At 67.3% G+C, this 20,767-nt stretch carries 12 protein-coding genes; 2 read left to right on the top strand and 10 right to left on the bottom strand.

Features of this window, described 5'->3' with window-relative positions:
* Nucleotides 1-366 precede the first annotated feature (366 nt).
* Complete coding sequence (locus ACTJJK_RS08185; protein ID WP_440729956.1) at nt 367-579, bottom strand: hypothetical protein; 213 nt, start codon at nt 577-579, stop codon at nt 367-369.
* A complete protein-coding gene (locus ACTJJK_RS08180; RefSeq protein WP_440729955.1) occupies nt 576-9,320 on the bottom strand; it encodes a GH36-type glycosyl hydrolase domain-containing protein in 8,745 nt (2,914 codons plus the stop codon). The genes ACTJJK_RS08185 and ACTJJK_RS08180 overlap by 4 nt, the downstream gene beginning before the upstream one ends.
* Before the next feature lie 1,053 nt (nt 9,321-10,373).
* Between ACTJJK_RS08180 and ACTJJK_RS08175 the strand changes: the two genes are divergently transcribed.
* Nucleotides 10,374-11,234, top strand: a complete 861-nt coding sequence (locus ACTJJK_RS08175; RefSeq protein ID WP_223621639.1) for a pirin family protein — start codon at nt 10,374-10,376, stop codon at nt 11,232-11,234.
* A gap of 256 nt (nt 11,235-11,490) precedes the next feature.
* The gene (locus ACTJJK_RS08170; RefSeq protein WP_031373305.1) at nt 11,491-11,751 is read left to right on the top strand and encodes a hypothetical protein; all 261 of its coding nucleotides are present in this window, start codon (nt 11,491-11,493) and stop codon (nt 11,749-11,751) included.
* An 80-nt stretch (nt 11,752-11,831) separates the two neighbouring features.
* Here ACTJJK_RS08170 and aqpZ read toward each other — a convergent pair whose 3' ends face one another.
* The 8 genes from aqpZ to ACTJJK_RS08130 form a co-directional block, all read right to left on the bottom strand.
* A complete protein-coding gene (gene aqpZ, locus ACTJJK_RS08165) occupies nt 11,832-12,542 on the bottom strand; it encodes an aquaporin Z (RefSeq protein WP_031373306.1) in 711 nt (236 codons plus the stop codon).
* Between the two features lie 215 nt (nt 12,543-12,757).
* On the bottom strand, nt 12,758-13,225 hold the full coding sequence (locus ACTJJK_RS08160) for a hypothetical protein (RefSeq protein ID WP_152566337.1): 468 nt from the start codon (nt 13,223-13,225) through the stop codon (nt 12,758-12,760).
* 95 nt (nt 13,226-13,320) lie between these two features.
* Nucleotides 13,321-14,181 (bottom strand): pirin family protein, encoded by an 861-nt coding sequence (locus ACTJJK_RS08155; RefSeq protein WP_223621640.1) that lies wholly within the window; start codon nt 14,179-14,181, stop codon nt 13,321-13,323.
* A gap of 127 nt (nt 14,182-14,308) precedes the next feature.
* A complete protein-coding gene (locus ACTJJK_RS08150; RefSeq protein ID WP_440729954.1) occupies nt 14,309-14,716 on the bottom strand; it encodes a hypothetical protein in 408 nt (135 codons plus the stop codon).
* 89 nt (nt 14,717-14,805) lie between these two features.
* Entirely contained in the window at nt 14,806-15,324 is a 519-nt protein-coding gene (locus ACTJJK_RS08145) for a histidine phosphatase family protein (protein WP_440729953.1), read from the bottom strand.
* A 19-nt stretch (nt 15,325-15,343) separates the two neighbouring features.
* Complete coding sequence (locus ACTJJK_RS08140) at nt 15,344-15,832, bottom strand: GlcG/HbpS family heme-binding protein (RefSeq protein ID WP_031373311.1); 489 nt, start codon at nt 15,830-15,832, stop codon at nt 15,344-15,346.
* Nucleotides 15,833-16,225: 393 nt separating this feature from the next.
* On the bottom strand, nt 16,226-19,708 hold the full coding sequence (mfd, locus tag ACTJJK_RS08135; RefSeq protein ID WP_440729952.1) for a transcription-repair coupling factor: 3,483 nt from the start codon (nt 19,706-19,708) through the stop codon (nt 16,226-16,228).
* A gap of 344 nt (nt 19,709-20,052) precedes the next feature.
* Entirely contained in the window at nt 20,053-20,673 is a 621-nt protein-coding gene (locus ACTJJK_RS08130; RefSeq protein WP_081931166.1) for a GNAT family N-acetyltransferase, read from the bottom strand.
* Between the last annotated feature and the right edge of the window lie 94 nt (nt 20,674-20,767).

The following is a 20,767-nucleotide window of genomic DNA, read 5'->3' as shown; positions in this document are numbered from 1 at the left end:
GTAGGAGCGACGCAAGTCGCGACCGCGTTCTCGCGGCCTCCGGCGTGTCTCTCAAGCAAGAGCAGAGCTTCCGTCCGCTACGCGGCCGGGTTACTTTCTTTTGCTAAGCCCAAAAGAAAACTAACCAAAGAAAAGGGCTCTCCTTGCAAGGGCACAAGCCACGAGTGCGATGCTTCCGCCGGGATTTTTCGATAGGACATCCTTGTCCTATCGAAAAACGGCGCACGTCCTGTGCGCCGCCCTCCGGGTCTCCACTTGACCGGTAAAGCAGCGAAGCGGCAAAGCAGAAAAGCAGAAAAGCAGATCAAAATCTCGGCAACGGCAACGGCAACGGCAACGGCAACGGCAACGGCAACGGCGTGAACGTCAGCGCCAGCGCAGCCCATGCCTCGCCAACATCTCATCGATGCGCCGCTGCGCATGCGCGCGATCGGCCGGATCGGCGTCCGCCATCAGCTCGTCTACCAGTGCCCTGAACTGCGGCCAGAACTGCGCCTCGTGACGCAGCGATTCCAACCAAGGCGGCAGCATCTGCGCCAGATGCTCGAGTCCGGCATCCAGTTGCGCCCGGGTCTTCATGGCTGCGGCCGCGGCCAGATCACCTCGACGTGGTGGATCGTCCGCCCGCCGAGCAGCGAGAACTGCAGGCCCTCCTGCACGACACCGTCCAGTTGCAGTTGCGCAGCGCCGCCATCGGCATCGACCTGACGCACGTGGATCCGGTACAGGCTGTCGCCGTGGCGGTACTGGATCCGGTATTCAGGCCAATCGGCCGGAATGCAGGGTTTCAGGCGCATCGTGTCGCCGTGGCGCTGCAGGCCGAGCAGCGATTCCGTCAGCAAGCGGTACATCCACCCGGCCGAGCCGGTGTACCAGGTCCAGCCGCCGCGGCCGGTGTGCGGATCGACGCCGTAGACGTCGGCGGCGAGCACGTAGGGCTCGACTTTGTAGACGGCGGTGGCTTCGGCGTCGCGGGCGTGGTGGATGGGGTTGATCATGCGTGCCAGTTCCCAGGCCCGCGTGCTGTCGCCGAGTTCGGCGAAGGCCATCGCCGCCCACACCGCGGCATGGGTGTACTGGCCGCCGTTTTCGCGCACGCCGGGCACGTAGCCGCGGATGTAGCCGGGGTCCTTGCTGGTTTTGTCGAACGGCGGTTGCAGCAGTTGGATCAGGCCGGCATCGCGCCGCACCAGGTATTGGTCCAGCGACTCCATAGCCTGGCGCGCGCGTTCGGGATCGGCCGCGCCCGACAGCACCGACCAACTCTGCGAGATCGAATCGATCCGGCATTCGTCGCTGTGCACCGAGCCCAGCGGCGTGCCGTCGTCGAACCAGGCGCGCCGGTACCAATCGCCGTCCCAGGCATGGGTTTCCAGATTCCCGCGCAGGCGCTGCGCGTGTTCGACGCAGTAATCGGCGAAGGCGATGTCGCCGCGCCCGCGCGCAACCGGCTCGAAGCGGTTCAAGGTGTCGAACAGGAAGAAACCCAGCCACACGCTTTCGCCCTTGCCGGCGTCGCCGACGCGGTTCATGCCGTCGTTCCAGTCGCCGCTGCCGATCAGCGGCAGGCCGCGTTCGCCGAGCAACTCGGTGCCGCGCTTGAGCGCCAGCACGCAATGGTCGTAGAACGGCTGTTGGCGGCCGGAGACCAACGGCAGGTCGTAGTAGGACTCCTCGTCGGCGTTGACCGGGCGGCCCTCGACGAAACGCACGCGCTCGTCGAGCACGCTGCGATCGCCGGTGACCTGCAGATAGCGGCAGGCGGCCAGCGGCAGCCACAGGTAATCGTCCGAGCAGCGCGTGCGCACGCCGCGGCCGAGCGGCGGATGCCACCAATGCAGCACGTCGCCCTGCGGGAACTGATGCGCTGCGCTCAACAACAGGTGTTCGCGGGTCAGCGCCGGCATCGCGTGCACGGTCGCCATCGTGTCCTGCAGTTGGTCGCGGAAGCCGAATGCACCGCCGGACTGGTAGTAGCCGCTGCGCGCGACGTAACGACAGGCCAAGGCCTGGTAGGGCAGCCAGCCGTTGGCGAGCGCGTCCACGCTCGGGTCGGGGGTCTCGACCCGGACCGTGCCGAGGGTATGCATCCAATGGATGCGCACCGCATCCAGCGCATCGTGGGCGGCGCCGCTGCCCTTGCTGGCTTGGGCGAGTTGCACGGCGGCGGTATAGTCGGCGCCGATGCCGAGGCGGAACACCGTCTCGTAACTCTCGTCGGCGGCCAGTGCGATCGGCACCTGCAGCGCCGCGCACGGGTCCAGCCCGACCCCGAGTTTGCCCGACAGGCGCTGCTTGAGCAGCGCCGCCGGTTGCCCAAGGTTGCCGTTGCGGCCGAGGAATTCGGTGCGGTCGGCGGTGAAGCCGGGTTGCTCGCCGTCGACGTCGAAGAAGGCGACGCGGCCGTCGAACTCGGTGTTGTAGGGGTTACGCGCGGTCAGCACGCCGCTGGCGCCGTCGAGCTCGCTGACCACGTGCATCTGCGACTTGACCCGGATATCGCCGAGCACCCATTCGACGTAACCGGTGGCCGACAGGCGCCGCGCGCGGCCGGACAGGTTGCGCAGCTTGAGCACCGAGTACTTGATCGCCTCGTCGAGCGCCACGTAGATCCACAGCTCGCTGGCGATGCCGTCTTCGATATGCTCGTAGACGCTGTAGCCGAAGCCGTGGCGGGTGCGGTAGGCGCCGCTGCCGCGACAGGGCAAGGGCATCGGCGACCAGATCCGGCCGCTGTCCTCGTCGCGCAGATAGAAGGCTTCGCCGCCGGTGTCGGCGACCGGGTCGTTATGCCAGGGGGTGAGGCGGAACTCGTGCGCGTTCTCGAACCAGGTGTAGCCGGGCGCGCTCTCGCTGACCACGGTGCCGAGCTGCGCATTGGCCATCACGTTCGACCAGGGCGCCGGGGTCGGCGCGCCTTCGCGCAGCACCACGACGTATTCGCGACTGTCGGCGGCGAACGCGCCGGTTCCGTTGTCGAACACGAAGGCCTCGGTGACCGCTTCGAACGGCCAGGGGTCTTCGTCGGTGTCGGCGCGCGGCGGCGGCAGGCCCGGGAACGCCGCCGGATGCATCGCCGCGGCTTCGCCCATCGGCTCGGGCTCGTCGGGCGGGCCATCGGGCAGCAGCGAGGGGATCTCGCGCTCGGGCGGCACGTGGCGGCTGACCTGCGCGGCGAGGGTGCCGCGTTTGTCGCTGATGATCACCCGCGACACCGCCTGCAGCAGGATGCGGTCTTCCTGCGACATCTGCTGGCTCGGTCGCACGAAGATGCCGCCGGGCCGGTCGAGCACGTTGCCCTCGGGGCCGGCCGAGACCAGGCCGAGGATCTGCTCCTGCAGTTGCTGGCGGTACCCGCCTTGTTCTTCGTTCCAGATCACCAGGTCGACGTTGAGCCCCTTCAGGCGCCAATACGCATGCGCCTGCACCATCTGCCGGACCAGCTCGATGTTGCCGGCCTCGGCGATCTGCAGCAGCACGATCGGCAAGTCGCCGGAGATCGAGTGGCCCCACAGTCCCGATTGCCCGCGCCGGTTCTGCAACAGCACCGCGTTATCGGCGCGCAGGAACGGATGTGCATACACCATCAGCCCGGCCAGCCGTTCGTACAACTGGGCATCGGCCTGGGAGGCGTTGATCTGGCGCCGCACCACCTGGCTGTGGGTCCAGGCCAGGTCGAACACGCGGTCGGCGAGGCGCCGGTCGCGGTATTTGTCGATCAGCCGGCTGCAGGCCGCGCGGTCGACGCCCACGCCCGAGACCATGTCGACGATGACGCTCTGCTCGGGCGCGAGCACGATGCGGGTGCGGATCGCGACGATCGGGTCGAGCACCGAGCCGACCGAATCCGACAGCGCCTCGGTCGCGGTGAGGGCCTGCGGCGTGCGCGGGGTGTTGCCGCGGCCGAGGAAGCGCGAGCGGTCGGTTTCGTAGGAGATCGTCTGGATGTCGGCATCGTGCACCGCGACCAGGTGGAACATCCACGGCGGTATCTCGTCGTGCGAGCGCGGCCGCCGCGTGCACAGCAGGGCCTGCTTGTCGCGGGCGACCTCGGTCTGCACGAACAGATTGCTGAAGGCCGGATGCAACTCGTCCGACAGCGACGAGGCCAGCACGACTTCGGCGTAGGTGGTGATCTCGATGGTGCGGGTGTGGCGCGAGCGGTTGCCGATGCGCAGGCGGCGCAGCTCGATGTCGTCCTCGGCGGAGATGGCGATTTCCAGGTGAGTCTCGTAGCGGTGCTTGCGCCCGCGGTACTCGGCCTTGGCGTCGGAGAAGATCGCCTCGTAATGGTCCACCGGCACGCAGGTCGGCTGATAGGTCGCCGACCAGAATTGGCCGCTGTCCACGTCGCGCAGATAACAGAACGAGCCCCAGTGATCGCGCGTGCCGTCCTCGCGCCAACGCGTCACCGCCATGTCGCCGAGGCGGTTGTAGCCGCCGCCGGCGCTGGTCAGCAGGCTGTGATAGCGGCCGTTGGACAGCATCTGCACCGCAGGCCGGCCGGTGCTCGGATTGGCGAAGATTCGCAACTGGGTCTCGCTGGCGGCGGGCGCGGCGCGTGCGCCGCTGGCTTCGGCCTCGTGCGGATGGAACACGCCGGTGCGCGGAATGCGTTCCTGCAGCAGCAACAGCGTCGCCTGGAACTCGGCATCGGCGACGAAGCGCTTCTGCATCGGCTGGTCGCGCAGCAGATAGTCCAGCGACAGGAAGGCCATGCCCTGGTGGTGGGCCATGAACGAGCGGACGACCGCATGCTCCTGGCCGCGCGGCACCCGCGTCGGGGTGTAGTCGATCGCTTCGTACAGGCCGTAATGGCCGGCGAAGCCCAGTTCGGTCAGGCGTTGCAGGTTCTGGCAAGCCGCTTCCGGCAGCACCATCAAGGCCATGGCGCTGGCGTAGGGGGCGATGACCAAGTCCTGGCCGAGGCCGCGCTTGAGCCCGAGGCCGGGCACGCCGAACGCGCGGTACTGATAGTTCATCCGCGTATCGACGGTGTTGTAGCCCGATTCGGAGATGCCCCAGGGCACGTCGCGCTGCCGGCCGTAGCGGATCTGCGCGAGTACCGCATGTTGCGCGGTCTGGTCGAGCAAGGTGTCGGGATAGCTCGGCATCACCAACTGCGGCATCAGGTACTCGAACATCGAGCCGCTCCACGACAGCAGGGTGGCGCCGCTGTCGATCTCGGTCAGCAGACGGCCGAGGGCGAACCAGGTCTCCTGCGGCAACTGGCCCTGGGCGATGGCGACGAAGCTGCACAGGCGCGCTTCGGAGGCGAGCAGGTCGTAATAGCCGGCATCCAGGCGCCGTTCCTCGACGTTGTAGCCGATCGACAGCAGATGGCGGCCGCGGTCGTAGAGGAATTCGTATTCCATCAGCGACAACTGCCCGGCGATATGCGCAAGGCGTTCGAGCTCGTGCACGCGTTTGCGGGCGCGGTCGCGCGCAAGTCCGTCCTGCGACGCCATTTGCAGGGCGCGCAGGGTCGGCATGCGTTCCATGAGGTCGGTCTCGGAAGGCCGGCTCTGTCCTTCCTCCGGTGTGCCGATCCCCGGCGCGAAGTGCAGCAATTCGTCCTGTGCGGCGCGGCAGGCGGCCGACAGCATCGTCGGCCAATGCGGGGCCGACGCGTCTTCCGGTGGGGCTGTGGGCGGCGGCAACGACGATTCGATCGCGAGCGCCCGCGACGACAGCCCCGCCAGCACGCGTTCGGCTTCCGGCAGCGACGCCGGCGGCTGCACGCGGATGGCGTCGATGCGTTCGCGGAATGCGCTCAGGGCTTGTTCGAGTGGGGCGTCGATACGGCCGGCCGCGCGCAAGGTTTCTTCGAGCACGCCGAAGGTATCGGCCAGGCCGTCGAAGGTATGCCGCGCCAACACCGGCTCGTCGATCAACGCCAGCAGGCCTTGGCGCAGGGTCAGCAGGTGCGCGGCAAGATTGCCGCTGTCGACCGTGGACACATAGCGCGGCGGCAGCGGCAGCAGGGTTTCGGTGTCGTACCAGTTGTAGAAGTGGCCGCGATGGCGCGGCAGGGTCTCCATCGTGGTCAGCGCCAGGCGGGTGCGCTCGATCAGCCCGCCGGCCTGCAGATAGCCGAAGTCGTAAGCGCCGAGGTTGGCGAGCAGCGACAGGCCGATGTTGGTCGGGGAGGTGCGCCGCGCCACCACCAGGCTCGGATGCTCCTGGATATTATCCGGAGGCAGCCAATGATCCTCGGCGCGGATATGGATCTCGAAGAAGGCCCACGTGCGGCGCGCCAGTCGGCCGAGGAACTTCAGCTGGGTCTGCGACAGACTCGCGCGACGCTGTCTCGGCGGCCGTCCCAGCCAGGCCATGAGCGGCGGCGACAACAGCCACAGCAGTAGGACTGGGGCGGCGACCCACAGCGACGCCGGGTTGATGCGCGACAGCGCGGCCGCGACGGCGAGCGCGAACGCCGGCCCGAACCACATGCTGCGCAGTTCCGCGCCGACGCCGCTGCCGAGACTGCGCTCGACTTCGCTCGACGGGTTCCATTGCAGCAAGCGTCGGCGGCTGATCGCCATCCGCCACACGCTGCGGGCGATCGCACCCAGACTGAAGAAGGCTTCGTACGGCAGACAAGCCAGATTGACCGCGGCGCGTTGCATCTGTCGCGCGATCGAGCCGACCACCTGCATCAGATGGGTTTCCAGCGCCATGTCGACCGGGCGGGTGGCCAAGTCCCAGCACGCCAGGGCGAAGGTGGGCACCAGCCACAGGCTGAGCAGCCACAGGGTCCAGGCCAAGGGTTGCGGCAATATCGCCCAGCCTGCGACCAGCAGCGCGGTGGCGGCGGCCGGCACCAGGCTGCGGCGCAGGTTGTCGAGCAATTTGCCGCGCGACAGCCATGACAGCGGATTGGCTTCGTAGCCGCCCTTCATCCGCGGCACCCAGGGCAACAGCCAGGGCAGCAACTGCCAATCGCCGCGGATCCAGCGATAGCGGCGCTTCACGTCGGCGGCATAGCGCGAGGGATAGTCCTCGAACAGACGCACGTCGCTGATCAGGCCGGCGCGCGCATAGCAGCCTTCGAGCAGATCGTGGCTGAGCACGCGGTTTTCCGGGAAACGGCCTTCCAGGGCGTACTCGAACGCGTCGACGTCGTAGATGCCCTTGCCGACGAACGAGCCCTCGCCGAACAGATCCTGGTAAACATCGGAGACCGTGCGCGTATACGGATCGATGCCGGCTTCGCTGCCGTACATGCGCGCATAACGCGAGCCGCGGCGTTCGCTCATGCCGGTGCCCACGCTGGGCTGCAGGATGCCGTAGCCGCGCGTCACCCGCCGCAGGCGTTCGTCGAAGCGGGCCTGGTTGAGCGGATGGGCGAGGGTGCCGATGAACTCGCGCGCCGCATCCCGGGGCAGGCGAGTGTCGGTGTCCAGGGTGATCACGTAGCGGACGTTGGCGAGCACCTCGGTGTTGCCGGTCACCGCCATGAAGGCTTCGCGCGCACCGCCGCGCAACAGGCGGTTGAGCGCGGCGAGCTTGCCGCGCTTGCGCTCGTAGCCCATCCATTTGCCTTCCAGCGGGTTCCACGTGCGGGGACGATGGAGCAGGAAGAACAGGTCGCCGCTTTCCGGGGCATAGCGCGCATTGAGTTGTTCGATCTGGCGCGAGGCATGCGCAACCAGGGCCGCATCGCCGGGCAAGTCCTGTTGGTCGGCGTCGAGGAAATCGGTCAGCAGGGCGAAATGCAGGTAGGCGTCGCGATTGGCCAGGAACCTGACTTCGAGCCCTTCGACCAGGCCGTCGATCGCATCGACGCTGCCGATCATGCTCGGCACCACCACCAGGCTGCGCGAGCTGGACGGCAGGCCTTTGGAGAAATCCAGGCGCGGCAGCGGCTTCGGCGCGACCAGCACGGTCGCGATCCAGTTGACCAGGGTGATGCCCAGTTCGCTGAAAGCCAGCAGGCTGAGCGCGGCGAACAGGCACAAGGCCACCGCCGGAAGCGGCGCTGCGTATAGCTCGGACAACAATCCGTAGCCGAACAGCGCGGCGATCGCGGCGATCGGCAGCAGATACACGGACAGAGGCATCCTGCGCGAGCGCAGCCGGATCGGCTTGCGGGCGTCCGGCGAGGCGGCGACCGCGGCCTTGATCTCGTTGGTGCCGTCGTCGATCAGGTAATAGCCGACGTGGGCCTTGCCATCATCGACCTCGCCGGACTCGAGCGCCAGGCTCAGGGCCAGGCGCGCCACGTCGATCTCGCTGACGCCGCTTTGGCGCGCGATCTTCTCGACCACGTGCCGGTACATGTCGCGGGTGTTGAAATCCATCTTCGCGTAGACGCCGATCGGATCCTCGCGCAGGGTCCGGTCGACCAGGCTCATGGTCTCGACGAACTCGCGCCAATCCATGTTGGCCAGGAAGCGCAGGCTGCCGATGCTGTTGCTGATCGATACTTGGTCGGCGGCCTGCTGTTGGCTCTCGGCGCGCACCAGTTCTTCGACGCCGTGGGCGCTATCGGCCAGCCATTGCTCGATCCAGCTCATCGGCATGGCCAGGACCGCGCTGCGGCCGTGCAGGCCGCGGGTCAACTCGGCCACGAACGCGCCCGACATCGGCGGATTCGAGCGCGCCATGTCGGCCACCACCAGCACCACGTTCTTCGGGTTGGCGTCGGCGGTGTCGTTGAGCAGTTCGGCCCATTCGGCGGCGCGGCGATGATCGGCGCCGTCGCGCATCACCCGCACGGCCATGCGGCGCAGGTTCTCGATCAAGGCCAGGCGCAGCATGATCGGAATCGCCCACAGCTCGCCGAGCTTGAGCGGCGTCACCGTCTGGTAAGCGGCGACGAAGCGGGTCATGGTTTCGGCGTCGATGCGGCCGTCGCCGTGGGCGATGGCCTCCATCGCGAGGTCGTAGACCCGCGGCAGGCCGGCCGACGGGCCCAGGCTCAAGGTCGGCAGCTCGCGGCTATAGCCCTTGGGCAGATGGCGGCGCGCGGTGCGGATCTGTTCTTCGATCAGGTAATAGTTGTCGAGCAACCATTCGCCCGCCGGAGTGATGCGGACCTCGTCCTGGACCATCTGGGTGAGCAGGGTGCTGGCGGCGTCGAGGATGCCTTCGTTCGCACGCAGGCGGCCCAGCAACAAGTCCGAACCCGTGCGCGCCCGCACCCGATGCGCATGCGCGAGGGATTTGCCGTGCCGTTCCATCTGCTCGGCGCTGAACAACTGCGAGCGCAAAGGTTGTTCCGCTTGCCACGGCTTGCTCGTCGCCGCACGTCCCCATCGCCACAGCCGTCGGCGCAAGCGCAACCACTGACTGAATATTCGCCATACATTGGGCATGCAAGATCCCAGGCACTTCAGCCTTCAAGAGCGGGATCATTGCATTTACATGGGCAGGCGATTGTGAAGTCGCCGCCGAGCGCGGCCAATACGCCGTGCTGACTGGCTTGTGGACTGTGCGCGGCCGAAATGTGCGAGCGATCGCAGTAGCGAATGCGCGAAAGGCGACCGATGCGGCGGTTCCGCAGCCGGGTCGGCGAGGGGCGGGAGCGTCGCGATCATCCGCTGTGCCGCCGGCGCATGATCCTCGGCGGCGATATCGTCATCGCCATGCGCTGCCGATTGCGGCGAGGCTGGCGCTTTGGCCTGTTGGGGAAGGGGGGCGCCGGCGCCGGTCGTCGCCTGGAGAATTGATCGGTTCCCAAGTTCTGGCCGGAGACCCAAGCCGCGCGGTCGCGACTCACGTCGCTCCTACATGAGTTCTCGCCCTTGCCGTTGCCGTTGCCGTAAAGATTTTGCTGTTGCTGTTGCTGTTGTCGTTGCTGTGCGTCGCCCCGTACTCGCGAAGGCAGAAGAAGACCCGGAGGGCGGCCCGCAGGGATGCGGGCCGTTTTTCATCGGGACATGGATGTCCCGTATGAAAAATTCCTGCGTCGGCATCGCTCGTGCGGGCCTGTGATTCAAAGAAAAGCATTTTTCTTTGGTTACCTTTCTTTTGTTGCTTATGACAAAAGAAAGTAACCCGCCGCTTTAGTGGCGGAAGCTTTTAGCGTTTGATCTGGATCTGGATCTGGATCTGGATCTGGATCCAGGTCTAGCGGGAGCGATGCGATGCGACGCGAGAGCGAGCAGCGCGGTCGCGGCTCGCGCCGCTCCTACCCCGGCGAAAGCATGCCGCTTCGATCGATGACGACGGCGATGCCATCGCTGCGCATCCCGCGGTCGCGGCTTGTAACCGAAGGACACCCAGTAGGACGCCGCTTCTATCCTGGGCCTGCACCCAATATCGTTCTAAATTTGTAACTGATGTTTGCAGTTTAGTCTGTATTGTTCCATGTTTGCGGTGTCATCCTAGCGCCCATCGCCAATACGGCGCCCCGTCAGGAGATACCCATGGCCACCGCCACCCACACCGCTTACGCCCGCGTCGGCCGCAAATTGCGCGGCCAGGCGACTTCCGACGGCGCCGGCGTCCGCCTGACCCGGGTCATCGGCGGCCCGCAGCTGCCCGACCTGGATCCCTTCCTGCTGCTCGACGAATTCGGCACCGACCGTCCCGAGGATTACCTCGCCGGTTTCCCGGAGCATCCGCACCGCGGTTTCGAAACCGTCACCTACATGCTCGACGGGCGCATGCGCCACCGCGACAACCACGGCAACGAAGGCGTGCTCGTGCCCGGCAGCGTGCAGTGGATGACGGCTGGCCGCGGCTTGGTGCATTCGGAAATGCCGGAGCAGGAGGCCGGGCGCATGCGCGGGTTCCAACTGTGGGTGAACCTGCCGGCGCGCGAGAAGATGACCGAGCCCAAGTATCAGGAGTTCGCGCCGGATCGCATCGTGCAACTGCGTCCGGCCGACGGCGTCGAAGTGAAGCTGATTGCCGGCCGCGTCGGCGGGGTCAGCGGCCCGATCGCGCAACCCGCGACCGATCCGGTGTATCTCGACATCGCCCTCGACGCCGATGCGCAGTGGGAGTACGAATTGCCCGAAGGCCACAACGCCTTCGTCTATGTCTACGAAGGCGGCATCGCCGTCGGCGACGGCGAGGATGCGCGCGAGATCGATGCGCAGGACTTGGCCGTGCTGTCCGGCGGCCACTTGCTCAAGTTGCGCGATGGCGGCCGCGGCAGCCGTCTGATCGTCGTCGCCGGGCGCCCGCTGCGCGAGCCGGTCGCGCGTTACGGCCCGTTCGTGATGAACACCAAGCAGGAAGTGATGCAGGCTTTCGTCGATTTCCAGGAAGGCAAGTTCTGACGAAGCATGGCCGTCGTTACGCACCGAAGGGCCACGCGCGAGCGTGGCCTTTCGTTTTCGCGCTGCCGGACAGGCGTCGGGTGTCGTCGAAATACGCCGCAACGGCGCGATGTATCAGAATCGATCTGGCCGCAGTGCGGCGGCATGCGCGTTATCTGTCAACGGAACGCATCATCGCTGCAAGCCCGCGGCGACGGGCGAAGACACGTGCGTCGCTGCGCAAAGCCGCGGCGCACGTCCGACAAGGAGCTCAGTCATGGCCACCAGAATCGATCCCAAGCAATTCACCATCGTCGCTACCTTCGTATCCGCCGGTGTCGCCGCCGGTGCGGGAGGCTTCGTCATCGTCGGCGGCAAGCTCAAGAAAGTGCCGCCGCGCGGCATCAAGCAGTTGCAGGCGGCGTATCAGATGCTCGAAGCCGCCGAAGGCGCCGGCAATGCCCGCCTGGCCGCGCAACTGCAGCAGCTCGCGATCGATGTCGCCGAGCAGGCGGTGAATCAGAAAGTCGCACGCTGATCGCAGCGACGGACGATTGCCTCGAAAAGAAAAAGCCGCGTCTTTCGACGCGGCTTTTCGTTACTGCATGAGCGGGCGGCTCAGTCCTTGCCGAGCCAGCGGTACACCGCGCCGCCGAGCAGGCCGCCGACGATCGGCGCCACCCAGAACAGCCACAGCTGGCTGATCGCGGCGCTGCCGGCGAACAGGGCCACGCCGGTCGAACGCGCCGGGTTCACCGAAGTGTTGGTGACCGGGATGCTGATCAGGTGGATCAGGGTCAGGCCCAGGCCGATCGCGATTGGGGCGAAGCCGGCCGGTGCGTTCTTGTGGGTGGCGCCGAGGATGATGATCAGGAACATCGCGGTCATGATCACTTCGGTCAGCAGGGCGGCGTGCATCGAGTAGCCGCCCGGCGACATCAGGTCGAAGCCGTTGCTGGCGAAGGTGCCGGCCGCGTTCGGGTCGTGGACGAAGCTGGGGCTGCCGCTGGCGATCTGCCACAGGATGAAACCGGCGAGCAGGCCGCCGAGCACCTGCGCGACGATGTAGGGGATCAGATCCTTGGCTGCGAAACGGCCGCCGGCCCACAGGCCGAAGCTCACCGCCGGATTGAAGTGGCCGCCGGAAATATGGCCGAGGGCGTAGGCGCCGGTCAGCACGGTCAGGCCGAAGGCCAGCGAGACGCCTAGCAGGCCGATGCCGAGCGGGTTGCCGTCGCCGCCGAAATTCGCTGCGAGCACGGCGCTGCCGCAACCGCCGAGCACCAGCCAGAACGTACCGATGAACTCCGCACCGAGTCGCTTGATCATGATCGTCTTCCTTTTGAGTTATGGGCTTGCATACGGCCCAGGGTCGGACGAACGCCCTGTTCAGCCAGGGAACGATACGCCACGACCCCATTCAGCCAGGCCGATTCTCATGCTGGCTGACAACTCAAAAATGCGCAACCCGTCACAAAACGGTCGCGGGGCCAGCAAACCGCGACCGCAGTCAAATCGGCTCGGAAAACAGACCCCGCGACGTGCTATTTAGTGCTGCTCAGTCGCGTCGAGGGAAATCGCAGGCCCTCGGTCTGGCCGATGACCTCCCGCAGTTGCTCGGGCGACGTCGCCTGCATCCAGATATGCGCATGCTTGCCGTTGCCGATATCGAGCAAGGTTTCGCGCACCTGGATGTTGGGCTTGCCGGCGAGTTCGCCGCGGTACCAATGCATGGCCTTGCCGTCGATCGTGCTGGCTTCGGCGCGATCGCTGCGCTTGGGCTCGAACGGCGACTTGGAGGCTATGTAGAGGCCGAAGGCTTCCGACTGGTCGGCACGCAGTGCGCGACAGAAGTCGGAATCGGCGCCGGCACGGTGTTCCCAGTGCAGGCCCGAATCGGCCGGTAGAAACGGACAGGCGCCTGAAGCGGCGGGTTCTTGCGCAGACGCACACACGACGAACACCAACGCCAGCCACGGCAATGCGTGCTGGCTCTTTACCCTTGACTTCACGATCGTCCCCCTGGAACCCGATTAGGTCAAAACGGTGCTGGAGCCTTTCAGCCCTGTGACCATAGTCCACTTCGGAGGCGTTGACAAACGTTACGTCATCGTTCAGGTAGAGGAATAAATTCGTGCTCGCCGGCGATCTCGCCGAATCGTCCCTCGGCCCAATCCAGCTTGGCCTGTTCGATCCGCTCACGCGAACTTGAGACGAAGTTCCACCACAGGTGGCGCGGCCCATCCAGCGGTTCGCCGCCCAGCAGCATGGCCTTGAGCGGGGTCTTGGCGCGCAGGCGCGGGCGGGTGCCGGGGTCGAGCACGACCAGGTGCCGCGCCGGCAGGTCGGCGCCGTCGAGCTGGGCCTCGCCTTCGAGCAGGTAGAGCGCGCGCTCGGCGTGGCTGTCCTCGAGGTCGAGCTCGGCGCCGGGGTCGAGGTCGATGGCGACGTAGAGGGTGTCGGCGAACACCCGCACCGGCGACTCCTCGCCGAAGCCGCGCCCGGCGACGATGCGCAGCCAGGCGCCGTCGCGGCGCTGCTGCGGCAGGGTCGCGGCCGGATGGTGGTGGAAGGCCGGCGCGGTCTCCTCGAACGAGCGCGGCAGCGCCACCCAGGTCTGCATGCCGTGCAGCGGGTGGCCGCTGGCGCGCGGCGCCTGTGGGGTGCGTTCGGAATGGGCGATGCCGCGGCCGGCGGTCATCCAGTTGACGTCGCCCGGGTTGATGTCCTGGACGCTGCCCAGGGTGTCGCGATGGCCGATCGAGCCGGCCCAGAGAAAAGTCACCGTGGCCAGGCCGATATGCGGGTGCGGGCGCACGTCGATGCCCTGGCCGGGCTCGAACACGGCCGGGCCGATGTGGTCGACGAACACGAAGGGGCCGACCGACCGCGCCTGGATGCTCGGCACGGCGCGGCGGACTTCGAACCCGCCCAGGTCGTGGACGCGCGGGGCGACGATCGTGGTCATGGCACGGACTCCTGCAGGGGTATGCCGGCAGGTTCGCATGTCTTTTATGCAATCAGGCGCACGGCACTGAAACTCGGTGTTGCACGAAAGAGGCTGGGAATCGCGCTCGCCTCAGCGCGCCTTGCGGTCATTCGGCGTCGACCTTGAGCGTCGCATTCGGCGGTTCGGCGAAATCCAGGCCCTGCACCTCGATGCGCCAGCCGCCGGCGCTTTTGCGCGCATCGCTGACGGTGTTGAAGCTGAGCGCCGACTTCGCGCCGTCGGCGCCGGTCCACTCGAACTCCAGCACGGCATCGCCGGCCCAGACGCATTGCACCTTCGGCGGGCAACGCGAGTCGGCGCTGATCGCGACGAAGCGCAACTGCGAACGGTCGGGCAGGCTGGCCGACTCGCCGCGCGCCAGGCTGAAGGCCTGGCCAGGCGTTGCGGTCTTCGATGAAGGGGCGTTCTGGCCGGCATGGGCGCAGGCGGTCAGGGCGAGTACGCCGCTCAACAGCGCGGCGGCGAGCGGGGCGGCGGGGAGCGAGGGACGCATCGGCGACTCCGTTGAATCACAGGGCGGTCCGGCGGAACCGCGGTCGAGCCAGTCTAGGCCGCCGCGGGCGGGCGCCCAAGCGAGCGGCGTCACCGATCCCGGGTTTGCTCGAAGCTCGCCCGTCCCTGCGCGTCGATGCGCACGACCATGCGGCGGTCGAATTCGGTTTCCGGCATCGGCGCGACGTCGCAGGCGCACAAGGCGGCGGCGATCGCGGGTGCGGTGTTGCTGTGGCCGACCACCAGCACCGTGCCGTCGCGATGATCGCGGCGCAGGGTCGCGGCGAACTCGGCCGCGGCCTGTTTGGCGTCGTATCGCGTCATCGTGAGCCCGTGCGCGCGCGCGGTCGGTTCGCCGGTCTGTCGGGTGCGGCGGTACTCGGTGGCATAGACCGCGCGCATCGGCGCTTGCGCCAATGAAGCGGCGAGGCGTTCGGCGCGCGCCTGTCCGGCTTCGTTGAGCGAGGGGTCGCGCGGATCGTCGGTACTCTTCTCGGCGTGACGCACGATCACATAGGTGAGCGGCGCTTCGGCTTCGGTCGGACGGGTGGCGCAGCCGCCGAGCGCGAGGCTCAGGGCGAGGGCGGCGGTGCAGGTGATCGGGCGCATGGCGTGTCCTCGCTGGGATTCAATCGCGGAGCAGGTCGGCGCCGGCCTGGGCGATCGCGCCGTCCTGCGCCGCTTGCGCGCCGGATACGCCGATGCCGCCGATGACCTGTTCGCCGAGCAGCAAGCGTACGCCGCCTTCGATCGGAGTGATGCCGGGCAGGCCGAGCACGACCATGTTGCCGTCGCCGAGCAGTTTCTGATGGAACGCGGTGTCGCGGCGATAGTTGGCCGCGTGCACGGCCTTGCCGATGGCGACTTCGACGCTGGAGTTCGGGCTGCCGTCCATGCGCTGGAAATGCAGCAGGCGGCCGGCCTCGTCGACGATCGCGATGGCGACGTTGAGGCCGTCGGCGCGCGCCTTGTCCTCGGCCGCCGCGGCGATTCGCTTGGCCGCGGCTAGGTTGAGCACGCTGCGCTGCGTCAGTTGCGTCTTCAGCGGCGGTGCCGCAGCGGCTGGAGTGGCGAGGACGAGCAGAAGCGGGGCGAGCAGAAGCGGGAGGCGGGGCATGGGATGCTCGGGCCTGGAGGGTAGGCGGAGCGTAAGAGGCGCGCGGGTGTTGCGGGAGTGTCTTTTGTACTGGCGCGGGTTGGGCGCTGGAGGTGTTCTCGCTGTGTTTGCTTGGAAGAGCTAAGGCCAAAGCAAATCCCCTCTGGCCCCCTCTGCAAAGGGGGAACTCGACGGGTAAGGATGCAGTGATGTGGCGTTTTGGGTGCTATCGGCAAGCTTCGCTGCTCGGCAGGCGCCTTGGCGCTTCGACAGGCCAACGAAGGAAGCGGCTCTTCCAGAAACACGAGAAGCAGTTCCCCCCTTTGCAAAGGGGGGCTAGGGGGGATTTGCTTTAGCCTGCGGCTCTCCCAAAAACCGGCGGAGAGCCATCTTCCAGGCGGAGCCCACGCCCGCTCAGTGCTTCTTGTCGAGCAGCATCAACAAACCCTTCGCCGCCGCCAGGCGCGCCGGCGCATCCGGCAGGTCCAGCTTGAGTTTGAGTTTGTCCGGGCCGTCCATCTGGTACAGCTTCGGCTGCCCCTGGATCAGCTTGATGATCGACATCGGGTCGACGTTCGGGCGCTCGACGAACTGCAGGCGGCCGCCCTTTTCGCCGAGGTCGAGTTTGCGGATGCCGAGGTCGGTCGCGACCAGCTTGAGTTCGGCGACCGCGAACAAATGCTTGGCCGCATCCGGCAGCAGGCCGAAGCGGTCGATCATCTCGACCTGCAACTCGCGCAGTTCCTCGTCGCTGCGTGCGCCGCTGACGCGCTTGTACAGGGTCAGGCGGGTGTGCACGTCGGGCAGGTAGTCGTCCGGGATCAAGGCCGGGATATGCAGCTCGACTTCGGCGCCGCGCGCATCGGTCGAGTCGACGTCGGGCAGCTTGCCCTGGCGGATCGAGCGCACGGCGCGTTCGAGCAGTTCGGTGTACAGGCTGAAGCCGACCTCGGCCATCTGCCCGCTCTGGTCCTCGCCGAGCAATTCGCCGGCGCCGCGGATTTCCAGGTCGTGGGTGGCCAAGGTGAAGCCTGCGCCGAGCTCGTCCATCGAGGCGATCGCTTCCAAACGCTTCTGCGCATCCGGGGTGATCGAACGCTTGTCGGGAATCACCAGGTAAGCGTAGGCGCGGTGATGCGAACGGCCGACCCGGCCGCGCAACTGGTGCAACTGCGCCAGGCCGAACTTGTCGGCGCGGTTCATGATGATGGTGTTGGCGTTCGGGATGTCGATGCCCGACTCGATGATGGTAGTGCACAGCAGGACGTTGAAGCGCTGCTTGTGGAAGTCGAGCATCACGCTTTCGAGTTCGCGCTCGGCCATCTGGCCGTGGGCGACGCCGATGCGCGCCTCCGGCACCAGTTCTTCCAGCTGGCGCTTCATGCGGCCGATGCTCTCGACGTCGTTGTGCAGGAAATACACCTGGCCGCCGCGCGCGAGTTCGCGCTGGAACGCCTCGCGCAGCTGCATGTCGTCCCAGGGCACGACGAAGGTCTGCACGGCCAGGCGATGCGCCGGCGGGGTCGCGATGATGCTCAGGTCGCGCAGCCCGGCCATGGCCATGTTGAGGGTGCGCGGAATCGGCGTGGCGGTCAGGGTCAGCAGATGCACGTTGGCGCGCAGCGCCTTCAGCGCTTCTTTCTGGCGTACGCCGAAACGCTGCTCTTCGTCGACGATGACCACGCCGAGGTCCTTGAAGCGCACGTCGGGCTGCAGCAGGCGATGGGTGCCGACCACGACGTCGATCTTGCCCTCGCTGACTTTCTCCAGCTCGGCCTTGATCTCCTTGGTGCTCTTGAAGCGCGACAACACTTCGACCTTCAACGGCCAATCGGCGAAGCGGTCGCGCATGGTGCGGTAGTGCTGCTCGGCGAGCAGGGTGGTCGGCACCAGCACCGCGACCTGCTTGCCGGCGGTCGCGGCGACGAAGGCCGCGCGCACCGCGACTTCGGTCTTGCCGAAGCCGACGTCGCCGCAGACCACGCGGTCCATCGGCTGGCTGCTGCTGAGGTCGCGGATCACCGCCTCGATCGCCGAATGCTGGTCCGGGGTTTCCTCGAACGGGAAGCCGGCCGCGAATGGCTCGTACATCGAGCGGTCGACATCGAGCGCGAGGCCGGCGCGGGCCTGGCGCTTGGCCTGGATCTCGAGCAGTTCGGCGGCGACGTCGCGGACTTTCTCGGCGGCCTTGCGCTTGGCCTTGGTCCATTGCTCGCCGCCGAGCGAGTGCAGCGGCGCGGTTTCGACCGAGGCGCCGGAGTAGCGGCTGATCAGGTGCAGTTGCGCGACCGGCACGTACAACCGGTCGCCCTTGGCGTATTCGATTTCGAGGTATTCGCCGGGCTGGCCGCCGGCTTCGAGCACGATCAGGCCGCGGTAACGGCCGACGCCGTGGTCCTCGTGCACGATCGGCGCGGCTTCGGACAACTCGCCGAGGTCGCGGATGATCGCTTCGGGTTCGCGGCCGACGCGCTTGCGCCGGCGCGGCTGCGCGGCGCGTTCGGGAAACAGCTGGCGTTCGGTCAGGATCGCCAGCGGCGGCTCGACCACGGCGAAACCGTCGTCGAACGGTGCCACCGCGATGGCGAAGCGGCTCGGCGAGGCGCCGTTGGCGAACGCGTTCCAGTCGGCGACCACGTCCGGCTTCAAGCCCGCGGCCTGCAACACTTCGAGCAGGGCCTCGCGGCGGCCGGCGGTGTCGGAGGCGATCAGCACGCGGCCGGGATAGCTGGCCAGGAACGACTTCAGCGCTTCGGCGGGAGCGGCGTCGCGCGCCGCGACCGGCAGGGTCGGCGCCGGCTGTTCGCCGAGCGCGAGCGCCTTGGCGCGTTGCGGATGCTGTTCGCCGCACAACTCGATGCGCGGGCCTTCATTGAGCTTTTCGCGCAGGCCGACCGGGGTCAGGTAGAGCGTGTCGGGCGGCAGCAGCGGGCGTTCGAGATCGTGCCGGCGCTGCTCGTAGCGTTCGCCGGTCTGGGCCCAGAACGCGTCGGCGGCGTCGAGCGCGCCGTCGGCGATCACCGGCAGCACGCGTTCGTCGAGGTAGTCGAACAGGGTCGCGGTCTGCTCGAAGAACAACGGCAGGTAGTACTCGATGCCCGAGGGCGCGATGCCCGACTTGAGATCCTGGTACAGCGCGCTGCGCCGGGTGTCGAGGTCGAAACGTTCGCGCAGCGCATCGAGCGCGCGCTTGAGCGAGGCATCGTCGAGCGGCACTTCGCGGCCCGGCAACAGCCGCACCGCATCGATCTTGTCGAGCGAGCGTTGCGACTCGGGATCGAAAGCGCGGATGGTCTCGATCTCGTCGTCGAGCAACTCGACCCGGAACGGCGAGTCGGCGCCCATCGGATAGACGTCGAGTAGGCCGCCGCGCACGGCGAAATCGCCCGGGTCCAATACTTGCGGCACGTGCCGGTAACCGGCCGATTCGAGCCGGCGCTTTTCCGCGTCCAGGTCGAGGCGTTGGCCGACCGCGACGTCGAAGCTGCCGCCGACCACGTGGCGCAGCGGTGCGAGCCGTTGCAACAGCGTCTGCACCGGCACCACGACGATGCCGCGCTTGAGCGTCGGCAGGCGATGCAAGGCCGCCAGACGCTGCGAGACGATGTCCGGGTGCGGACTGAACAGATCGTAGGGCAGGGTTTCCCAGTCCGGGAACGGCAGTACCGGCATAGCGCCGTCGCCGGCGCCGTCGCGGCCGAGCAGGGTGCGCAGATCGGATTCGAGCTGGTGCGCGCCGTGGTTATCGCGCGCGATCGCGAGCAGGGGGCCGTCGTGTTCGGCGGCGGCGCGGGCGATCGCCCAGGCCAGGGCGGAAGGCGAGGCCGGCGCACGCCACCAGGCGCGCTGCTGGCCGATCTTGGGCAGCAGGGACACGGGAGAGGGAGATGATTTCATGGAGTCGGCTAGTTTAGTGGATCGGCCGCGGCTACCGGGCGCGCAGTTGCGCGCTTTGCGCCGGCGATCTGTGCGAGCTTGTTTTTCTGCGCGATCGGTGTCGCTGCGCGGGGTTTGCGTCGGCCGAGTGGATGACGAGCGAGACGATGCGGTCAGCCGCAGGCGCGGCTGCGGTTGCCGCTATCGAGGGTTGTGCCGTTTCCGGCCGTTGGCTCAGCCTGGTATGCGATCAGGGCCCGTGCGGCGAACGAATCGACCGCCGCAGGCGCGGACGATCGCCGGGACGACGAAATGGCGCGCCGGGCGCACGACGCCGGCGGTGTGGTCGGACAGCCCTATGGCGCTCAGGGTTCGTTGCTGTCGTCGGTCGGGTTGTCGCCGATCTTGCGTACGCCGGCCTGCTGCTCGGCCGCGCGTGCGGCCTTCGAGCGCAGATCCAGCACCACCCGGATCAGGCCCGGCGAATCCTGCTGGAACTCGCGCTCGAAGCCGAGCGACTGCGCCAGCGACAGCATCGGGGTGTTGTGCTCGAACACCTCGCCGTACAGGCGATGCACCTTCTTGCCGCGCGCCCATTTGACCAGGCGCGTCATCAGATAGCGGCCCAGGCCCATGTTGGCGATGTAACGGCTGACCAGGATCGCGAACTCGGCGTCGTGGCTGCGCTCGTCGATGGCGACGCGGGCGACCGCGCCGACCAGAGCTTCGCCGGGAGGCAAGGGTTCGGCCGCAACCAGGGCGAACTCGGTGCGCGGATCGATCCGAGTGAAGCGCTCGGCCATTTCCGGCGTGAGTTCTTTCAGCGCGTAGAGGAATCGCTGCCGCACCTCGTCGGGTTGCAGCAGGGTAAAGCCCGCTCGCAAGGGCTCGGCATCTTCCGGACGCACCGGACGAATCAGTACTTCGCGTCCGTTGGGAAGACGCTGGCGTTCATGCCAGGGCGGCAAACGTTCACGCGTGGCCATGGTCGGATATTGGCACATTGTGACGGACTTCGCCCTTCATCTTTAGGCTAGGTAGACGCCGGTCCGACCGGCGGCATGCCCTGGCCCGCAATTC

Origin of the sequence: Lysobacter sp. 22409 (assembly GCF_052045105.1) — a bacterium.
GTDB lineage: Bacteria > Pseudomonadota > Gammaproteobacteria > Xanthomonadales > Xanthomonadaceae > Lysobacter > Lysobacter antibioticus_B.
The sequence above is the reverse complement of the archived record's forward strand: the minus strand, read 5'-3'. Positions and strand labels throughout refer to the sequence as shown.

Coding starts and splice junctions, on each gene's coding strand:
- ACTJJK_RS08170 (WP_031373305.1), top strand. CDS start 11,491: ATGGCCACCAGAATCGATCCCAAGCAATTCACCATCGTCGCTACCTTC.
- ACTJJK_RS08185 (WP_440729956.1), bottom strand. CDS start 579: ATGAAGACCCGGGCGCAACTGGATGCCGGACTCGAGCATCTGGCGCAG.
- ACTJJK_RS08180 (WP_440729955.1), bottom strand. CDS start 9,320: ATGCCCAATGTATGGCGAATATTCAGTCAGTGGTTGCGCTTGCGCCGA.
- aqpZ (WP_031373306.1), bottom strand. CDS start 12,542: ATGATCAAGCGACTCGGTGCGGAGTTCATCGGTACGTTCTGGCTGGTG.
- ACTJJK_RS08175 (WP_223621639.1), top strand. CDS start 10,374: ATGGCCACCGCCACCCACACCGCTTACGCCCGCGTCGGCCGCAAATTG.
- ACTJJK_RS08150 (WP_440729954.1), bottom strand. CDS start 14,716: ATGCGTCCCTCGCTCCCCGCCGCCCCGCTCGCCGCCGCGCTGTTGAGC.
- ACTJJK_RS08130 (WP_081931166.1), bottom strand. CDS start 20,673: ATGGCCACGCGTGAACGTTTGCCGCCCTGGCATGAACGCCAGCGTCTT.
- ACTJJK_RS08155 (WP_223621640.1), bottom strand. CDS start 14,181: ATGACCACGATCGTCGCCCCGCGCGTCCACGACCTGGGCGGGTTCGAA.
- mfd (WP_440729952.1), bottom strand. CDS start 19,708: ATGAAATCATCTCCCTCTCCCGTGTCCCTGCTGCCCAAGATCGGCCAG.
- ACTJJK_RS08145 (WP_440729953.1), bottom strand. CDS start 15,324: ATGCGCCCGATCACCTGCACCGCCGCCCTCGCCCTGAGCCTCGCGCTC.
- ACTJJK_RS08140 (WP_031373311.1), bottom strand. CDS start 15,832: ATGCCCCGCCTCCCGCTTCTGCTCGCCCCGCTTCTGCTCGTCCTCGCC.